The sequence below is a fragment of the Streptomyces liliifuscus genome (assembly GCF_016598615.1).
GTDB lineage: Bacteria > Actinomycetota > Actinomycetes > Streptomycetales > Streptomycetaceae > Streptomyces > Streptomyces liliifuscus.
The window spans coordinates 7696953-7713587 of the sequence record NZ_CP066831.1; the positions used below are offsets into that span (position 1 = coordinate 7696953).

Annotated in this window: 16 protein-coding genes; 8 read left to right on the forward strand and 8 right to left on the reverse strand. The window is 71.0% G+C overall.

The annotated features are described in order from the left end of the window. Window positions 1-2: 2 nt before the first annotated feature. The gene (locus JEQ17_RS33115) at window positions 3-647 is read left to right on the forward strand and encodes a PhzF family phenazine biosynthesis protein (RefSeq protein WP_200398678.1); all 645 of its coding nucleotides are present in this window, start codon (window positions 3-5) and stop codon (window positions 645-647) included. Window positions 648-751: 104 nt separating this feature from the next. Here the strand turns inward: JEQ17_RS33115 and JEQ17_RS33120 are convergent, their stop codons facing one another. Together JEQ17_RS33120 and map are read right to left on the reverse strand one after the other, a co-directional pair. Beyond that, on the reverse strand, window positions 752-1411 hold the full coding sequence (locus JEQ17_RS33120) for a biliverdin-producing heme oxygenase (RefSeq protein ID WP_200398679.1): 660 nt from the start codon (window positions 1409-1411) through the stop codon (window positions 752-754). Window positions 1412-1601: 190 nt separating this feature from the next. Continuing rightward, window positions 1602-2459 (reverse strand): type I methionyl aminopeptidase, encoded by an 858-nt coding sequence (gene map, locus JEQ17_RS33125; protein ID WP_055612264.1) that lies wholly within the window; start codon window positions 2457-2459, stop codon window positions 1602-1604. 61 nt (window positions 2460-2520) lie between these two features. Here map and JEQ17_RS33130 point away from each other — a divergent pair, with 61 nt between their 5' ends. Further along, window positions 2521-2751 carry a hypothetical protein gene (locus JEQ17_RS33130; RefSeq protein WP_200398680.1) on the forward strand — a complete coding sequence of 77 codons (231 nt, stop codon included), beginning with the start codon at window positions 2521-2523 and terminating at the stop codon, window positions 2749-2751. A 147-nt stretch (window positions 2752-2898) separates the two neighbouring features. Here JEQ17_RS33130 and JEQ17_RS33135 read toward each other — a convergent pair whose 3' ends face one another. Both JEQ17_RS33135 and JEQ17_RS33140 read right to left on the reverse strand, forming a co-directional pair. After that, complete coding sequence (locus JEQ17_RS33135; RefSeq protein ID WP_200398681.1) at window positions 2899-4227, reverse strand: MFS transporter; 1329 nt, start codon at window positions 4225-4227, stop codon at window positions 2899-2901. A gap of 168 nt (window positions 4228-4395) precedes the next feature. Then, the gene (locus tag JEQ17_RS33140) at window positions 4396-4998 is read right to left on the reverse strand and encodes a hypothetical protein (RefSeq protein WP_200398682.1); all 603 of its coding nucleotides are present in this window, start codon (window positions 4996-4998) and stop codon (window positions 4396-4398) included. Window positions 4999-5100: 102 nt separating this feature from the next. Here JEQ17_RS33140 and JEQ17_RS33145 point away from each other — a divergent pair, with 102 nt between their 5' ends. From JEQ17_RS33145 to JEQ17_RS33155, 3 genes are all read left to right on the forward strand, one after another. Then, window positions 5101-6180 carry a sialidase family protein gene (locus JEQ17_RS33145; RefSeq protein ID WP_200398683.1) on the forward strand — a complete coding sequence of 360 codons (1080 nt, stop codon included), beginning with the start codon at window positions 5101-5103 and terminating at the stop codon, window positions 6178-6180. A 37-nt stretch (window positions 6181-6217) separates the two neighbouring features. Further along, window positions 6218-6922 carry an NADPH-dependent F420 reductase gene (gene npdG, locus JEQ17_RS33150; RefSeq protein ID WP_055612268.1) on the forward strand — a complete coding sequence of 235 codons (705 nt, stop codon included), beginning with the start codon at window positions 6218-6220 and terminating at the stop codon, window positions 6920-6922. A 160-nt stretch (window positions 6923-7082) separates the two neighbouring features. Next, window positions 7083-7271 (forward strand): hypothetical protein, encoded by a 189-nt coding sequence (locus JEQ17_RS33155; protein WP_200398684.1) that lies wholly within the window; start codon window positions 7083-7085, stop codon window positions 7269-7271. Here JEQ17_RS33155 and JEQ17_RS33160 read toward each other — a convergent pair. After that, window positions 7261-8061 (reverse strand): site-2 protease family protein, encoded by an 801-nt coding sequence (locus JEQ17_RS33160; RefSeq protein ID WP_200398685.1) that lies wholly within the window; start codon window positions 8059-8061, stop codon window positions 7261-7263. The two genes, JEQ17_RS33155 and JEQ17_RS33160, sit on opposite strands and share 11 nt — an antisense overlap. A 119-nt stretch (window positions 8062-8180) precedes the next feature. Between JEQ17_RS33160 and JEQ17_RS33165 the strand changes: the two genes are divergently transcribed. Both JEQ17_RS33165 and JEQ17_RS33170 read left to right on the forward strand, forming a co-directional pair. Then, window positions 8181-8387, forward strand: a complete 207-nt coding sequence (locus JEQ17_RS33165) for a hypothetical protein (protein WP_200398686.1) — start codon at window positions 8181-8183, stop codon at window positions 8385-8387. Window positions 8388-8401: 14 nt separating this feature from the next. After that, on the forward strand, window positions 8402-11722 hold the full coding sequence (locus JEQ17_RS33170) for a BTAD domain-containing putative transcriptional regulator (protein ID WP_200401855.1): 3321 nt from the start codon (window positions 8402-8404) through the stop codon (window positions 11720-11722). Window positions 11723-11766: 44 nt separating this feature from the next. On the opposite strand, the gene JEQ17_RS33175 is transcribed toward JEQ17_RS33170, so the two are convergent. From JEQ17_RS33175 to panB, 3 genes are all read right to left on the reverse strand, one after another. After that, a complete protein-coding gene (locus JEQ17_RS33175; protein WP_200398687.1) occupies window positions 11767-12603 on the reverse strand; it encodes an ABC transporter permease in 837 nt (278 codons plus the stop codon). Next, window positions 12600-13625 carry an ATP-binding cassette domain-containing protein gene (locus JEQ17_RS33180; RefSeq protein WP_200398688.1) on the reverse strand — a complete coding sequence of 342 codons (1026 nt, stop codon included), beginning with the start codon at window positions 13623-13625 and terminating at the stop codon, window positions 12600-12602. Before JEQ17_RS33180 ends, JEQ17_RS33175 begins: the two co-directional genes overlap by 4 nt. 208 nt (window positions 13626-13833) lie before the next feature. Further along, window positions 13834-14700, reverse strand: a complete 867-nt coding sequence (panB, locus tag JEQ17_RS33185; protein ID WP_200398689.1) for a 3-methyl-2-oxobutanoate hydroxymethyltransferase — start codon at window positions 14698-14700, stop codon at window positions 13834-13836. A gap of 206 nt (window positions 14701-14906) precedes the next feature. On the opposite strand from panB, the gene JEQ17_RS33190 reads away from it, so the two are divergent. Next, on the forward strand, window positions 14907-16481 hold the full coding sequence (locus JEQ17_RS33190) for an MFS transporter (RefSeq protein WP_200398690.1): 1575 nt from the start codon (window positions 14907-14909) through the stop codon (window positions 16479-16481). The last annotated feature ends 154 nt before the right edge of the window (window positions 16482-16635 follow it).

Here is a 16635-nt window from a genome sequence, read left to right on the forward strand (position 1 = left end):
GCGTGACTGATTACGACGTGCTGCGGGTCTTCTGCGGACCGCGCGGTGAGTACGGCAACGAACTCGGGGTCGTGCGGGACGGTTCCGTACTGCCGGAGCAGGACGAACGGCAGGCGTTCGCGGCCAAACTCGGGTTCAGCGAGACGGTGTTCGTGGACGACCCCGAGCGCGGGGTCATCGACATCTACACACCCAGTGTGCGGCTGCCCTTCGCCGGATACCCCTGCGTCGGCGCGGCCTGGCTGCTCGACGTACCCGAACTCGTCACGCCCGCGGGCGTGGTGGGCACCCGCCTCGACGGCGAGTTCAGCTGGATCGAGGCCCGCCCGGAGTGGCCGGAGCCGCGCACACTCCGCCGGTACGACACGGCGGCCGAGGTCGACGCGCTGGAGGTGCCCCCACCAGGGGACTGGCTGTACGCCTGGGCCTGGGAGGACGAGGCGGCCGGCCGCATCCGTGCCCGGGGCTTCCCCGGCCGAGGCGACGGCATAAACGAGGACGAGGCCACAGGCTCCGCGGCCCTCCAACTGACAGCCCAACTGGGCCGAGCCCTGAACATCGTCCAGGGCACCGGCTCCCAACTCCTCACAGCCCCCCAGCCGGAGGGCTGGGTGGAACTGGGCGGCAGAGTCTTCCTGGAGCACTGAGAAGAGAGGCCGCGCCCCTGGCTTTTTGCCTTTAGGGGCGCGGGGAACTGCGCGACAAGCCCCCACCGGCCCGCACCCAACGATCAACGCACCCAGCGGAGCGCTCACGCGCTGATGCGGAACTCTTCCCCCAAAGCAACAAAGACCGCGATATTGAGCGCGAACGCCCTCTTGCACTCGGCAATGATCCGCTGCTTCTCCAGATCATCCACCGCCACACCATCGAGCAGCTCGCGATACTCCCGCTTGAACGCGGCAGGGTTCCCGATGTCCTCGAACACATAGAACCGCACCCCGTCCCCCTTGCGCGCGAAGCCCCACGTCTGCTCGGCCTTGCTCCGCAGGACCTGGCCACCGGAGAGGTCGCCGAGGTAACGGGTGTAGTGATGCGCCACGTACCCACCGGGCCACGTGCGCGCGCACTCGGTGATCCGTGCCGTGTACTCCTCGGTCGCGGGCAGCGCGGTGACACCCTCGCGCCAGTCCGGGCCCCGCAGATGCGCGAGGTCCCGCTCCAGCGCGGCCACCCGCACCAGCTCGGGGCGCATGAACGGCCCGGCCACGGGATCGCCGGCGAGCTCGCGCCCGCCTTCCTCCAGCGCCCGGTAGACGAACCACAGCTGCTCGGTGTAGCGCGTGTACGCGTCCACGCCCAGCCTGCCGCCCAGCAACTCGCTCATGAACGTCGAGTCGTGCGCCTGCCCGTGCTGCTCGTGAGACGCGGTACGGATGAGCGTCGAGAACGGTGTGCTCGACGAGTTCATGAAGACCTCCGGGGCCGAAGGGGGACGAGAGCCGGGCCCATCTTGTATGGTTAGGCTTACCTAAGTCAACAGGTTTCCCGACGTCCTGTCGGTAAAACCGTACCCCGGATCCCCACCCGATCCACATAAAAAAGCCGCCCCTCTGTACGAGCGGGCGGCTTGGTGTGGAACTCGGTAGGGAAAAGGGCGGTTACGGCAGGGTCAGCACCTCGGCCCCGCTGTCCGTGACGACCAGCGTGTGCTCGAACTGAGCGGTCCGCCTCCGGTCCTTCGTCACGACGGTCCACCCGTCGTCCCACATGTCGTACTCGTGCGTCCCCAGCGTCAGCATCGGCTCGATCGTGAACGTCATCCCCGGCTGGATCAGGGTCGTCGCGTGCGGGCTGTCGTAGTGCGGGATGATCAGCCCCGAGTGGAACGACGAGTTGATGCCGTGCCCGGTGAAGTCCCGCACGACCCCGTACCCGAACCGCTTCGCGTACGACTCGATGACCCGGCCGATGATGTTGATCTGCCGGCCGGGCTTGACGGCCTTGATGGCACGGTCGAGGGACTCACGGGTCCGCTCGACGAGCAGCCGCGACTCCTCGTCCACGTCACCGACGAGGTACGTGGCGTTGTTGTCGCCGTGCACACCGCCGATGTACGCCGTCACGTCGAGGTTGATGATGTCGCCGTCCCGCAGGACCGTGGAGTCCGGGATGCCGTGACAGATGACCTCGTTCACGGAGGTGCACAGGGACTTCGGGAAGCCGCGGTAGCCGAGCGTGGACGGGTACGCGCCGTGGTCGCACATGTAGTCGTGGGCGACCCGGTCCAGCTCGTCCGTGGTGACGCCGGGCGCGATGAGCTTCGCGGCCTCGGCCATCGCCCGGGCGGCGATCCGCCCCGCGACACGCATCGCCTCGACCGTCTCCGGGGTCTGGACCTCCCCTCCGGTGTACGGCGTGGGCGCGGGCTTGCCCACGTACTCGGGACGCCTGATGTTTCCCGGCACGGGACGGGTGGGAGAAAGCTCCCCTGGTACGAGCAGCGACTGGCCAGACATGCCAGCGAGTCTAACCAGCGGGTGGTGGGGGACGATGTCCCTGGCGAAAGGAGCCTCAGCCATGGCCCTGTTCAAGAAGCGGACCGTCGGGAAGCCGGGCGAGTGGTACTACTGCCTGGAGCACAAGAAGGTCGAAGAGGGGCCCGACTGCCCGGGCAAGGACCGGTTCGGCCCGTACGCGTCTCGCGGCGAGGCCGAGCACGCGATGGAGATCGCCCGAGAGCGCAACCTCGAATGGGAGAACGACCCCCGCTGGCACGACTCCGCCGCGCGGGGCACGGACGACGACTGACGGCTCCGCCGGAGGGGTCGTCATGAACCTGCGGGTCCGTCGTGGCTGATCGCGCAGTTCCCCGCGCCCCCAAAGGCAAAAGCAGGGGCGCGGCCCCGCTTTCAGGGGCGCGGGGAACTGCGCGACAAGCCCCCACCGGCCCGCAGCCTACGAACCGGCCGAAACCTTCCCCCGCGCCTCCTTCATCCGCACCGCGTGCTCGTTCGTCCGGACGTCGTACGTCATCAGCTTCGGCAGGCACAACGCGAGCGCCCCCACCGCGGCCACGCACAGCAGACCCCCGGCCCACACGGACCCCCGCACACCGATCCACGCGGCCATGCCGCCGGCCCGTACCTGTCCCAGCTGGGGCCCGACCGAGTACGAGAGCAGCTCGATGCCCGCCAGCCGCCCCCGCAGCTCGTCCGGGATCGTCTGGTTCCACATCGCCGCGCGGAAAATCCCGCTGACCATGTCGAAACACCCGCCGAGCGTCAGGCACAGCAGGACCAGCCACACATCGTGAACGGCCCCCGCGGCCACCATCGCGAGCCCCCAGAACACGGCCGCCAGCACCACCATCCGCCCGTGCCTGTGCACCCGGGAGGCCCACCCGCTCGTCAGGCTCACCAGCAGCGCCCCGGCGGGCAGGGCCGCGTACATCAGGCCCAGCGACCACTCCGCGTCCAGCTCGTCCGCGAGGAAGGGCAGCACGGCCAGCGGGAACGCGAAGAACATGGCGGCCAGGTCGATGGCGTACGTACCCAGCAGCTCCTTGCGGCTCCACGCGTACTGCGCGCCCTCCAGGATCGACCGCAGTGACGGCTTCGCGGCCTCGTGGGAGGCAGGCGACGAGGCGAGGCCCACGGCGAGCGCGACCGACACCACGAAGGTCGCCAGGTCCGCTGCATAGGCCCAGCCGAGCCCGGCGTAGGCCACGACGAGCCCCGCGACCGCAGGGCCCGCGACCCCGCCGACCGTCCACCGCAACGAGTTGAGCGCGGCGGCCGCGGGCAGGTGCTCGTGCCGCACGATGCGCGGCGTGAGCGCGTCCAGGGCGGGCCGCTGGACGGCGACGAGCGAGGAGGAGAGCGCGGCGACGGCGTACAACGGCCACACCAGGGGATCCGGCAGCAGCGCGTTGACCAGCAGCACGGCACTCAGCAGTCCCTGCCCCACCTCCGTCCAGAGGATCAGCTTCCGTTTGTCCAGGGCGTCGGCGAGCGCTCCGCCGTACAGCCCGAACACGATCAGCGGGACGAGTTCCACCGCGCCGATCGCGCCGACGGCCACCACGGAACCGGTCAGATCCTTCATCTGCACCGGCAGCGCGACGAAGGTCAGGAAGCTGCCGAAGTTGGTGACGAGCCCGGCCACCCACAGCCGCCGGAAGTCGGCGGAGGTCCGCCACGGCGCCAGATCGGGCAGCAGCGCGCGCAGGCGCGAGGGCGCCGGGCCGGGGGCGGATTCGGGGGTGTCGCAATCGGGTTCCGTCACGAGGTGCCATGGTCCGGCGCGGCCCCGACGGGGACAACCGATTTTCCACCGCGGAGGACCTTCGGGCCGCCGACGAGCAGCTCACCGGCAGGGTGGCACCGACGAGCAGCTCACCGGCACGGCGGCACCGGCGAGCAGGTGACCTTTACAGCGGCACCGGCGCGTACGTCACCACCGTGCCGGCGGCGGAGACGTCAACTGGTCCGCCAGCCGTGACAGCCGGTCCCGCAGGCGCCGCCTGCCCCGCGGGGACGGCAGAGAGTTCTCCCCGGCCGCCGCGCTCACCAGGTGCTGCACGGTGTCCAGGTCGAGGTCCGGCTCCGACGGCACGGCGAGCGCCTCGTGTGCCATCGCGTGCAGTTCACGGTCGCCGCAGTCCAGCGCGAGGACCGTCGCACCGGCCCGGCGGGCGTCGTGGACCCGTTCCAGGAGCGGGGCGCCGGGCGCGTCCGGCGCCACGACGAGGAGCGTCTCGCCCCGCCGGGCCGCCTCGATCCGGCCGAGTCCGACGGCCAGCTGGGCCGGATCCCCGGGCCGCGCCCCGTGCCGTACGAGCGTCGGCGTCAGCTCCGGGGTGCCCGACCAGGCGGCCTCGTCCACGAGGTGCGCGGCCAGGTGCCAGGGTTCGTACTCCGCCGTCCCCACCAGCAGCAGTCCGCCCCCGTGCGGCAGCACGGAGGACCGCAGCGCTCCCGCGAACCGCCGCGTGGCACCCGGCCACTCGGTTCCGGCGAGCACTTCGCGCAACAGGGCGACCCGTACGGCATCCATGCGCACGCATCCTGCCGCAACCGGCCACTCGTCAGGTGGAGTTCACCATGAATTCGCCCGGGGTGGGCAGAGTGTCCGTCCGAGTCGGTAAGGGAGGGTTCCATGGCCAGTACTGAGACATCCGTGCCGTTCCGGGCGGGACAGGAGGGCTACGCGAGCTTCCGCATCCCGGCCGTGGTCGCCACCGGCGGGGGCACCCTGCTGGCCTTCTGCGAGGGCCGGGTCGGCTCCCGCGACGACTTCGGGAACATCGACATCGTGCTGAAGCGCTCCACGGACGGCGGCCTCACCTGGGGCCCGCTCCAGGTCGCCGCCAAGAACGGCGACGCGCTCTCCGGGAACCCGGCCCCCGTCGTCCTCGACACCGGCCGCGTCCTGCTCGTCCACCTCCGCAACGCCGCCCTCGCCACCGAGGACGCCATCCGCCGAGGCAAGGTGAGCGCCGCCGACGGACGCCGCGTCTGGGTCCAGCACAGCGACGACGAGGGTCTCACCTGGTCGAGCCCGAAGGAGATCACCAAGCAGACGAAGAAGGACACCTGGCGGTGGTACGCCACCACCCCGGGCCACGCCGTCCGGTTGAGCACCGGCCGGGTCGTCGTCCCCGCCAACCACTCCCTCCCGCCGGCCGGCAAGGACACCGGCACCGAGGGCAAGTACAACGGCGGGCACTGTCTACTGAGCGACGACGGCGGCGAGACCTGGCGCATCGGGTACGTCGACGACAACACCGACAACTACATCAACGTGAACGAGACCACCGCCACCGAACTCCCCGACGGACGCGTCTACTTCAACACCCGCACCGACTCCACCGCCCCCGGCACCCGCGCCGACGCCTACTCGCGGGACGGCGGCCAGAGCCTGGTCAAGCCCTTCCGGCCGCAGGCAGGCCTCACCGGACCGGTTGTCGAGGGCAGCGTGCTCCAGCTCCGCGATCCGGACGTCCTGCTTTACTCCGGGCCCGCCGACCCCGGGTTCCGCGCCCTCATGACGATCCGCGCCAGCACCGACGACGGCGTCACCTGGCGGCCCGCGCACACCGTGGACGGGCTGCCCGCCGGGTACTCCGATCTCGTCCGCGTCGACGACGACACCGTCGGACTCCTCTACGAGACGGGCGACTTCGGCGCGTACGAGACCATCGTGTTCCGCAGGGTGCCAGTGACGGGGCTCACCTGACCGCCGCGGACGCGAATCGCGCACGTAAAGTCGGCCCATGACCTCTACTGACAGTGCACAGAAGGCGCCCGCGAAGGACCCCTGGGACCTTCCCGACGTGTCCGGGCTCGTCGTCGGCGTACTCGGCGGCACCGGTCCGCAGGGCAAGGGCCTCGCCTACCGGCTGGCGCGGGCCGGCCAGAAGGTGATCATCGGTTCACGGGCCGCTGAGCGCGCGCAGGCCGCCGCCGACGAGCTCGGCCACGGCGTCGAGGGCGCCGACAACGCCGAGACCGCCCGCCGCAGCGACATCGTGATCGTCGCCGTGCCGTGGGACGGACACGGCAAGACGCTGGAGTCGCTGCGCGAGGAGCTGGCCGGCAAGCTCGTCGTCGACTGCGTCAACCCGCTCGGATTCGACAAGAAGGGCGCGTATGCGCTGAAGCCCGAGGAGGGCAGCGCGGCCGAGCAGGCCGCCGCCCTGCTGCCGGACTCGCGGGTCACGGCCGCCTTCCACCATCTCTCCGCGGTCCTCCTCCAGGACCCGGAGATCGAGGAGATCGACACCGACGTCATGGTCCTCGGCGAGGAGCGCGCGGACGTCGAGATCGTCCAGGCGCTGGCCGGCCGCATCCCCGGCATGCGCGGGGTCTTCTCCGGACGGCTGCGCAACGCCCACCAGGTCGAGGCGCTGGTGGCGAACCTGATCTCGGTGAACCGCCGGTACAAGGCCCACGCGGGTCTGCGGGTGACCGACGTGTAGTTCGGGCGGCGCGTTCCGGACGGAGCGCGTGCGGACGGGCTCCGGACGTGGGGGACACTGGACGCAGCAGTGTCCCCCCGACCGGACCGTGTCCCTTCGACGGGACCTGCCCTTCGACGGGACCGGCAGCAACGACAGGAACCGACAGGAGCCGCACCCCATGTCCCGACTCGCCCTCTACGCCCTCGTCGTCTGCCTGCTGGCCACCGCCGCGGCCGTCGTCTCCTTCGTCCAGGGCAGCTGGCTGGGGATCGTGTGGGTGCTGCTCGCGGGGCTCTCGTCCAACATGACCTGGTACTACCTGCGCCGGGACAGGGCGCGCCGCCAGTCGCCGACCGTCACGGGCTGACCGAGCAGTACTGGTTGGTGTCCGTCCAGAAGCGGTAGAGGTTCTGCCCGCAGTACGTCTGGAACTCGTCGATGTTCAGGCTGCGCAGCAGCGCGTCGATCACGTCGAAGAACACACCGTTCACCGCCGGGATCCACAGGATGGCGATCACGAGGAGCAGCCCGAAGGGCGCGAGGGGCTCCACCTGGCGGCGGATGTTGTGCGACAGCCAGGGCTCGATCATGCCGTAGCCGTCCAGGCCCGGCACCGGCAGGAAGTTCAGGAGCGCGGCCGTGACCTGGAGCAGCGCGAGGAAGGCGAGGGCGAACTGGAAGTCGGCCGGTACGCCGTCCAGCGCGTCCAGCCAGAACGGGGCCGTGCAGACCACCGCGAACAGCACGTTCGTCAGCGGGCCCGCCGCCGAGATCAGACTGTGCTTCCAGCGGCCCTGGATCCGGTTCCGCTCGATCCAGACCGCGCCGCCCGGCAGACCGATACCGCCCATCATCACGAAGATGACGGGCAGCACGATGCTCAGCAGCGCGTGGGTGTATTTGAGAGGGTTGAGGGTCAAATACCCTTTCGCGCCGATCGAGATGTCGCCGCTGTGCAGGGCCGTGCGCGCGTGTGCGTACTCGTGCAGGCAGAGAGAGACGATCCACGCCGCCGTCACGAACAGGAAGACGGCCACGCCCGGCTGCTCGGCGAAGCCCGTCCAGGTGGCCCATCCCGTCACCGCGGTGACGGCCACGATCCCGAGGAAGACGGGGCTGATCCGCCGGTCGCTGTGGCGGGTGGTGGCGGTGGTCATGGGGTCGGGCTCCCTGGGGTTCGCTCAGCGGGCTTCATGCTGAGGGGCGTGCCCGACCGTACCGGGCGTATGCCGAAAACGTCTCGCGATCGCCTGTGAGTTCCGGAGAGGGTGGACCCATGAGGTCGTGGCAGGTGTTCCACGCGGGCAGGCGGGCGCAGTGCGAACCCGTACCCGGGGAGCGGTCGCCGCGTCTGTCCGATACCTGGGCCAAGTGGTCCGGACTGCCACAAACCCGTACATCGGAGGGCGCCGCGGAGACCGGTGTCCTCCTCACGATCTACATCCCGGGCGCCACTCCGCAGGAACCCCGCGACCCGTGCTGAGACCACCGGAGACAATGGACCCCGTGCGCTACCGCATTCTCGGCACCACCCAGGCACTCCGCGGGGACGGCACCCCCGTCCCGGTCGGCGGGGCGCGGCTGCGTGCCCTGCTGACCGTGCTCGCCCTGCGGCCGGGACGGACCGTGCCCGCGGCCGTACTGGTCGACGAGGTGTGGGGCGCCGATCCGCCCGCCGACGCCACCGGCGCGCTGCAGGCCCTGGTGGGCCGGCTGCGCAGGGCGCTCGGCGCGGACGCGATCGCCTCCGCCGAGGGCGGCTACCGGCTGTGCGCGGCGGCCGACGACATCGACCTGCACCGCTTCGAGCGGCTCGCCGGGGAGGGCGTCCGCGCGCTCGCCGACGGCGACCCCGGCAAGGCGGCCGTCGTCCTCGACGACGCCCTCGCGCTCTGGCGCGGCCCCGCCCTCGCCGACCTCCCGGACCGCACCGCCGAGTCCTCCCGCTGGGAGACCCGCCGCCTCGACGCCCACCGTGCCCGCCTCACCGCGGCCCTCGCCCTCGGCCAGGCCGAGCAGTACCTCCCCGACCTCACCGCCCTCAGCGACGAACACCCCCTGGACGAGCCCCTCCAGGTCCTGCGCCTGCGCGCCCTGCGCGACGCGGGCCGCACCGCGGAGGCACTGGCGGGCTACGAATCCGTACGACAGCTCCTCGCCGACCGGCTCGGCACCGACCCGGGACCCGAACTGCGTTCGCTGCACGGGGAGTTGCTGCGGGGGGAAGCGAGTGAGAACGGACACCGGCCGACGTCGTACGAGCAGCCGCCCGAGCCGGATGCCCTGTCCGGCACCCGCGACCGCGGCCTCGGCAACCTCCGCGCGCGGCTCACCTCCTTCGTCGGTCGGCACACCGACCTGGAGACCATCCGCGGCGACCTCGGATCCGCCCGCCTCGTCACACTGCTCGGGCCCGGCGGGGCCGGCAAGACCCGGCTGTCCCAGGAGGCCGCCGAGAGCATCGCCGCGTCCGTGCCCGACGGGGTGTGGCTGGCCGAACTCGCGCCCGTCGACGCCCCGGAGGCCGTACCCGAGGCCGTGCTCACCGCGGTCGGAGCGCGGGAGACCGTGCTGCGCGGCGCCGGTGCCGAGGAGATGCGGGCCGTCACCGACCGGCACGACGACCCGCTCGTCCGGCTCACCGAGCACTGCGCCAACCGCCGCATGCTGATCGTCCTCGACAACTGCGAACACGTCGTGGACGCCGCGGCCCGCCTCGTCGAACAGCTCCTGGAACGCTGCCCCGGACTGACCGTACTGGCCACGAGCCGCGAACCCCTCGGCGTACCGGGGGAGTTGCTGCGGCCGGTGGAACCGCTGCCCGAGCCCTACGCGCTGAAACTGCTCGCCGACCGGGGCGCCGCAGCGCGGCCCGGCTTCCGTGTCGAGGACGACCCGGAGGCGGCCGCCGAGATCTGCCGGCGGCTCGACGGACTGCCGCTGGCCATCGAACTGGCCGCCGCCCGGCTGCGGATGCTCACCCCGCGGCAGATCGCCGACCGCCTCGACAACCGCTTCCGCCTCCTCACCTCCGGCAGCCGTACGGTCCTGCCGCGCCAGCAGACACTCCGTGCCGTCGTCGACTGGTCCTGGGACCTCCTCGACGAGGGCGAACGGGACGTGCTGCGGCGGCTGTCCGTCTTCGCCGGCGGCTGCGACCTCGCCGCCGCCGAGGCCGTCTGCGGACCCGCCGCCCTGGAACTGCTCGGCTCGCTCGTCGACAAGTCCCTTGTCGTCGCGGCCCCTTCCCCGCTGGGCGGGGCCGACGGCGAGATGCGCTACCGGCTCCTGGAGACCGTCGCCGAGTACGCCGGGCAGCGGCTCGACGAGTCCGGCGAGCGCCCCGCCGCCGAGCGCGCCCACCTCACGTACTACCGCGAACTCGCCCGCACCACCGACCCGGAGCTGCGCGGCCCCGGCCAGCGCGCGGCCATCGAACTGCTCCAGATCGAGGGCGAGAACACGCGCGCCGCACTTCAGCACGCCGTCGCCGCCCGCGACGAACAGGAGGCGCTCTGCCTCGTCCTGTCCCTCGCCTGGTACTGGCAGATCCGCGACCTGCGCACGGCGGCACGCAACTGGTCCCGCGAGATCATGGCGCTCGGCCCCGACCCGTTCGCACCGCCCGCCGAGCCCGCCGTCCCGCTCTACGAACCGTGCACCGCGACTCCGCCACCGATGCGTCCGGAGGTCCTCGCCGAGGCCCGGCGCGGTGTCCACCTCCTCCATCTCGCGTGTATGGACCTGGAGTTGCAGACCTGGCAGACCCCGGAGGCCGAGGCCAAGCTGCTGGCCATCACCCAGGCCTACCGTCCCGGGCTCCCACAGGTCTGCCGCAACCCCGGCTATCTCTGGTTCTACGCCGTGATGCTGACCGGCGACATGGACCGGCTGCGCGAGGTCATCGACGCGAGCGTCGCCACCTGCCGGGAGCTCGGCTACCAGTGGGAACTGGCCGGGGCCCTGCACATGCGCGCCAACATCCTGGCCAACCGCGCCGACTGGGCCGGTGACGCGACCCGTGACGCGGACGAGTCGCTGGAGATCTTCGTCCGCATCGGGGACGGCTGGGGCGCCGCCGAGGCGCTCTCCGCACGGGGTGAGGCCCGTGAACGCAAGGGCGAGTACCAACTCGCCGCGACGGACTACAGAGCGGCCATCACCCACGCCGAACGCCTCGGTGCCCGCGCCCAGACGGCCATACTCACCACCCGCCTCGGCAGCGTGCTCATCGACTCGGGGGAGGCCGAGCGGGGCGAGCGGCTGCTCCGCGACGTCCTGGAACAGGGCTACGGAGCGCGCAACGAGGCGATGCCCGCGGCCCGGCTCTTCCTCGCGATGTGGCTCGGCCGCAGCGGCCGGCTCGCCGAGGCCCGCGCCCAGATGGACCGGATGCGCGAGGAGTTCGCCGCCGTCCACTTCGTGGTCTTCGACGCGTACGTGCTCGGGGTGGAGGCCTGGCTGGACGCCGTGGACGGGCTGTACGAGAGGGCGGTGACGGGGGCGCGGGGTGCCCTGCAGCGGGGGCAGGACCCGCTGAGCCTCATGATCTCGCCGAACATGATGTCGGCGCATCTGGCCACCGCAGCCCTCGCGCTGTCCGGCGCCGACGGCGGACAACGGGTCAGGGACGCCGCCCGCTGCCTCGGCGCCGCCGACGGGCTGCTGCCCAACGGCCACTTCCGGTCCGCGATCGAACGCCATGTGCGGGAGCGCGCCGAGAAGGTCGTGCGCGCCGCCCTCGACGACGAGACGTACGAGACCGCGTACGCGGAGGGCGGCGGCCTCTCCGTCGAAGAGGCCGCCGCCCTGGTCTGACGACGCGGATCGTGGACGTGCCGTGGTCCGCACGAACGTGAACGTCAGCTCTTGGTACGGAACTTGTGGATCGCGACCGGCGCCATCACGGCGGTGATCGCCACCGACCAGCCGAGGGTCACCCACAGATCGTGCGCGACCGGGCCGCCCACCATCAGTCCGCGGGCCGCGTCGGCGAGCGTGGACAGCGGGTTGTAGTCGGTGAACGCCTGCAGCCAGCCGGGCATGGACGCCGTCGGGGCGAAGATCGACGAGCCGAACTGCAGCGGGAACAGCACGAGGAATCCCATCGCCTGCACGGACTGTGCGTTCTTCAGGATCACGCCCAGGGTGAGGAACACCCACATGATCGACGAGGCGAACACCGCGGCCAGGCCGACGGCCGCGAACAGACCGGGCCAGCTGTTGATGTCGAACCCGACCAGTACGGCGACGATCATCAGCACGGTCGTCGCGAACAGCATGCGCACGAGTTCCACGGAGACCTTCGCGAACAGCACCGAGCCGCGCCCGATCGGCAGGGACCGGAAGCGGTCCATGACACCGGAGTTGAAGTCCTGGCTGAAGCCGGTGCCGACGCCCTGGGACAGCGTCATGCTCATCATCGCGATCATGCCGGGGATCACGTACTGCACGTACCCGTCCTGGCCGCCGCCCAGGGCCTGCCCGATCGAGCCGCCGAAGACGTACACGAACAGCAGGGTGAAGACGACCGGCATCAGCAGCGCGTCGAACATCGACTCGGGGTCCTGCCGGATCCACAGCAGGTTGCGGCGGACGAGGGCGCCGGTGTGGCGCAGATGACCGCGCAGCGGGATCCGGCCGTCCGCCTTGACGTCGGCGGCGGAAAGGTCGGCGGTGGAAAGAGTGGTGGCGCTCATACGGCGACCTCCTCGAGGTCGGGGGCGGGCGTCGCGTCCTGCGGGGCACTGGCGCGGTGACCGGTGAGGGACAGGAACACCTCGTCCAGGCTGGGCAGTTCGGTGGTGACGGAGGAGAGCGTGATGCCGCGCGCGATGACCGCGCCGACCACGGCGGTCAGCTGCTCGTCGCTGAGGATCGGGACCAGGACGGCACCGCGTTCGGTGTCCACGGTGCTGGCGGCGAGGCCGGTCAGGCCCAGCTCGTCGAGCGCGGCGGCCAGCGGCCGCAGCTGCAGCGGATCGACCGGGCGGACCCGCAGGGTACGGCCGCCGACCTTCGCCTTCAGCTCCTCGATGGCGCCGCCCGCGATGACCTTGCCGTGGTCCACGACGGTCAGCTCGGAGGCGAGCTGCTCGGCCTCCTCCATGTACTGGGTGGTGAGCAGCACGGTGACACCGTCGCCGACCATGCGCTTGATCTCGGTCCACACCTCGTTGCGGGTGCGCGGGTCGAGACCGGTGGTGGGCTCGTCGAGGAAGAGCACGGAGGGCTGCCCGATCATCGACGCGGCCAGGTCCAGGCGCCGCCGCATGCCTCCGGAGTACGTGCTCGCCGGCCGCTTGGCCGCGTCGGTGAGCGAGAAGCGCTCAAGCAGTTCGTCGGCGCGGGCGCGGGCGTCCTTGCGCGGCAGGTCGAGGAGACGGCCGATCATGTAGAGGTTCTCCCAGCCCGGGAGCTTCTCGTCGACGGAGGCGTACTGACCGGTGAGACCGATCACACGGCGCAGCTGCCGCGGCTGCCGTATGACGTCGTAGCCGGCGACGCTCGCCGCGCCGGAGTCGGGGGAGAGGAGGGTGGACAGGATGCGTACGAGGGTGGTCTTGCCGGCGCCGTTCGGTCCGAGCACACCCATCACGGTGCCCTCGCGGACGTCCAGGTCCACGCCGTCCAGTGCCTTGGTCTCGCCGTAGTGCTTGACCAGCCCCCGTACGGAGACGGCGGCGTTTCCGCCGCTGGGGTTCTTGTCGATTCGCGTCATGCCGCAAAGGTGTCAGCCGCCACCGACAAACCACCGACATCCCACCGACAGCCGCTCGGTCCGATGTCGGGTGCGGGTCGGTGGGGGTTGCTCGCGCAGTTCCCCGCGCCCCTTAAAGGCCGCAGTCGAACAACGTGCCCCCCCCGCGGAGCAAAAAGGCAGCCCGCCGACGGGGGAAGATCGGCGGGCTGCCTGGTGCCGCAGTGGACTAGTGGACGGAGTGCTCCTCCTGAGGGAACGTTCCGCCGACGACGTCGTCGGCGAAGGCCTTCGCCGCGTCGCCCATGACCTCACGCAGATTGGCGTACTGCTTCACGAACCGAGGCATCTTGCCCCCGGTCAGCCCGAGCATGTCCGTCCAGACGAGAACCTGCGCGTCGGTGTCCGGCCCCGCCCCGATCCCCACGGTGGGGATGTGCAGCGTCCGGGTCACCTCGGCGGCCAGCTCCGCGGGAACCAGTTCGAGGACGACCGCGAACGCACCCGCGTCCTGGATCGCCTTGGCGTCCCGCAGCAACTGCTGGGCGGCCTCCTCGCCGCGCCCCTGGACGCGGTACCCCATGGAGTTCACGGACTGGGGGGTGAGACCGATGTGCGCCATCACCGGGATACCGGACTCCACGAGCAGCTCGATCTGCCGGTGGGACCGCTCACCGCCCTCCAGCTTCACCGCCCCGACCCCGGCCTCCTTCACCAGCCGGGTCGCCGAGCGCAGCGCCTGCACCGGACCCTCCTGGTAGGACCCGAAGGGCAGGTCGCCGACGATCAGGGCGCGCGAGGTGCCCCGTACGACGGCCGCCGAGAGCATGGTCATCTCGTCGAGGGTGACGGGCACGGTCGACTCGTACCCGAGGTGGCAGTTGCCCGCCGAGTCGCCGACGAGCATGACCGGGATGCCGGCCTCGTCGAAGACGGACGCGGTCATCGCGTCGTACGCCGTGAGCATCGGCCACTTCTCGCCGCGCTCCTTGGCGGTGGTGATGTCGCGGACGGTGATGCGGCGTGTGCCCTTGCCTCCGTACAGCGCCCTACTGCTGCTGTCGGTGGTCGCCCGGGCAGCCGAAAGCTGCGTCATTGCAACGGCTCCTTCTGTCATCTCGAAGCGCCCTCACGGCGTCTCCGGATCCCCTCCATGGTGGCACCTCGTGCCAGGGAACGGCTAGAGGGGGCACCTCGCTCCCCCCGGCGGGGGCACCCCGCTCCCCATGGCCCCGTAAGGTCTCGGTAAAGGGTTTCAAATACGAGACGGTCTCGTATCGAATGTCTTCTAGGCTTTTCGGTATGACAACTCCCGCCGTCCCAGCCCCCCGCATACCGGAAGCCGTGCACCGGCGCCGCTGGGCGATCCTCGGCGTCCTGATGCTGAGCCTGCTGATCGTCGTCCTGGACAACTCGATCCTGAACGTCGCGATCAAGACCATCTCGACGCCCGCCCCGACCGGTCTGGGGGCAACCCAGAGCGAGCTGGAATGGGCCATCAACGCCTACACCCTCGTCTTCGCGGGCCTGCTCTTCTCCGCGGGCCTCCTCGGTGACCGGCTCGGACGCAAGAAGGTCCTGCTCGGCGGGCTCTTCGTCTTCGGTGTCGGCTCGGCGCTCGCGGCCTCCTCCGGGACGCCGGTCGAGCTCATCTCGTTCCGCGCGGTGATGGGCCTCGGCGCCGCCTTTGTGATGCCTGCCACCCTCGCGGTCCTCATGAACGTCTTCGAGCGCGACGAGCAGCCGAAGGCCATCGGTATCTGGGCGGGCGGCGTCGGCCTCGCCATCGCCATCGGCCCCATCACCGGAGGCGTACTCCTCGACCACTTCTGGTGGGGATCCGTCTTCCTGATCAACGTGCCGATCGTGATCCTCGCGCTGGGCCTGATGGTGTGGCTCGTCCCCGACTCCCGCGACCCGAAGCCGGGCCGGATCGACCCGGTGGGTGTGGTGCTGTCCGTCATCGGACTCGTCCTGCTCGTCTACGGCATCATCAAGGGCGGCCAGCTCGCCGACTTCACGGACCCCACGGTCCTCGCGACCATCGGCGCCGGACTCGCCGTACTCGTCGGCTTCGTGGTGTTCGAGAAGCGCAGCAGCCACCCGTCGATCGACGTCACGTACTTCAAGGACAAGGTCTTCTCGGCGGCGATCAGCGCCATCGCGCTCGTGTTCTTCGCGCTGATGGGCGTCACCTTCTTCGCCGTCTTCTACACCCAGAGCGTGCGCGGCTACTCGCCCCTGCAGACCGGCCTGCTGATGCTGCCGCTGGCCGTCGCGCAGCTCGTCTTCGCGCCGCGCGCCCGGCTGGTCGTGGACCGCTTCGGCAACAAGGCCACCACCACCGGCGGCATGCTCCTCATCGCCGCCATGCTGGCCGCGTTCGCCGTGCTGGAGGCGGACACGCCGATCTGGATCCTCGAGGTCATCTTCTTCCTCATGGGCACCGGCATGGCGCACATCATGACGCCCACCAGCGTCGTGATCATGCAGGCCCTGCCCCGCGAGAAGGCGGGCTCCGCCTCCGCGCTCAGCAACACGTTCCGGCAGGTCGGCGGCGCCCTCGGCATCGCCGTACTCGGCTCGGTCCTGTCCGCCGCGTACCGCTCGGGCATCGAGGACAAGCTGCCCGCCGCGGCCCGGCACAGCGCGGGCGAGTCCATCGAGGCGACGCTCGGCTTCGCCGCGAAGCTCGGCCCCAAGGGGGAGGCCCTCGTCGGCCCGGCCAACGACGCCTTCCTGCACGCGATGCATGTCACGGCCCTGTGCGGCGCGGGTGTCGCCCTCGTCGGCGCCGTGGTCGTGGGCCTGTTCCTGCCCGGCCGCACACCGGCCCCGGAGGAGAAGGAGGCCGAACTGGTGGGCGCGGACAACTGAGCCGACCTACCCGATTGGGCCGACCGAGCCGACTGCGTCGACCGAGCTGTACGGCAAGGATCCGGTCGCCCGGGGCGGTGAGTGATCGAACTCCCCGCGCACCGGGGAGAATCAGCGGGGCCGCCTGCCCGAGCACGGGCGGCGCAACAGCGGG

Excerpts from the sequence above, each read along its gene's own strand:
- JEQ17_RS33120 (WP_200398679.1), bottom strand. The coding sequence starts at position 1,411 with ATGAACTCGTCGAGCACACCGTTCTCGACGCTCATCCGTACCGCGTCT.
- map (WP_055612264.1), bottom strand. The coding sequence starts at position 2,459 with ATGTCTGGCCAGTCGCTGCTCGTACCAGGGGAGCTTTCTCCCACCCGT.
- npdG (WP_055612268.1), top strand. The coding sequence starts at position 6,218 with ATGACCTCTACTGACAGTGCACAGAAGGCGCCCGCGAAGGACCCCTGG.
- panB (WP_200398689.1), bottom strand. The coding sequence starts at position 14,700 with ATGACGCAGCTTTCGGCTGCCCGGGCGACCACCGACAGCAGCAGTAGG.
- JEQ17_RS33160 (WP_200398685.1), bottom strand. The coding sequence starts at position 8,061 with ATGACCACCGCCACCACCCGCCACAGCGACCGGCGGATCAGCCCCGTC.
- JEQ17_RS33180 (WP_200398688.1), bottom strand. The coding sequence starts at position 13,625 with ATGACGCGAATCGACAAGAACCCCAGCGGCGGAAACGCCGCCGTCTCC.
- JEQ17_RS33190 (WP_200398690.1), top strand. The coding sequence starts at position 14,907 with ATGACAACTCCCGCCGTCCCAGCCCCCCGCATACCGGAAGCCGTGCAC.
- JEQ17_RS33175 (WP_200398687.1), bottom strand. The coding sequence starts at position 12,603 with ATGAGCGCCACCACTCTTTCCACCGCCGACCTTTCCGCCGCCGACGTC.
- JEQ17_RS33145 (WP_200398683.1), top strand. The coding sequence starts at position 5,101 with ATGGCCAGTACTGAGACATCCGTGCCGTTCCGGGCGGGACAGGAGGGC.
- JEQ17_RS33140 (WP_200398682.1), bottom strand. The coding sequence starts at position 4,998 with ATGGATGCCGTACGGGTCGCCCTGTTGCGCGAAGTGCTCGCCGGAACC.
- JEQ17_RS33155 (WP_200398684.1), top strand. The coding sequence starts at position 7,083 with ATGTCCCGACTCGCCCTCTACGCCCTCGTCGTCTGCCTGCTGGCCACC.
- JEQ17_RS33165 (WP_200398686.1), top strand. The coding sequence starts at position 8,181 with ATGAGGTCGTGGCAGGTGTTCCACGCGGGCAGGCGGGCGCAGTGCGAA.
- JEQ17_RS33130 (WP_200398680.1), top strand. The coding sequence starts at position 2,521 with ATGGCCCTGTTCAAGAAGCGGACCGTCGGGAAGCCGGGCGAGTGGTAC.
- JEQ17_RS33170 (WP_200401855.1), top strand. The coding sequence starts at position 8,402 with ATGGACCCCGTGCGCTACCGCATTCTCGGCACCACCCAGGCACTCCGC.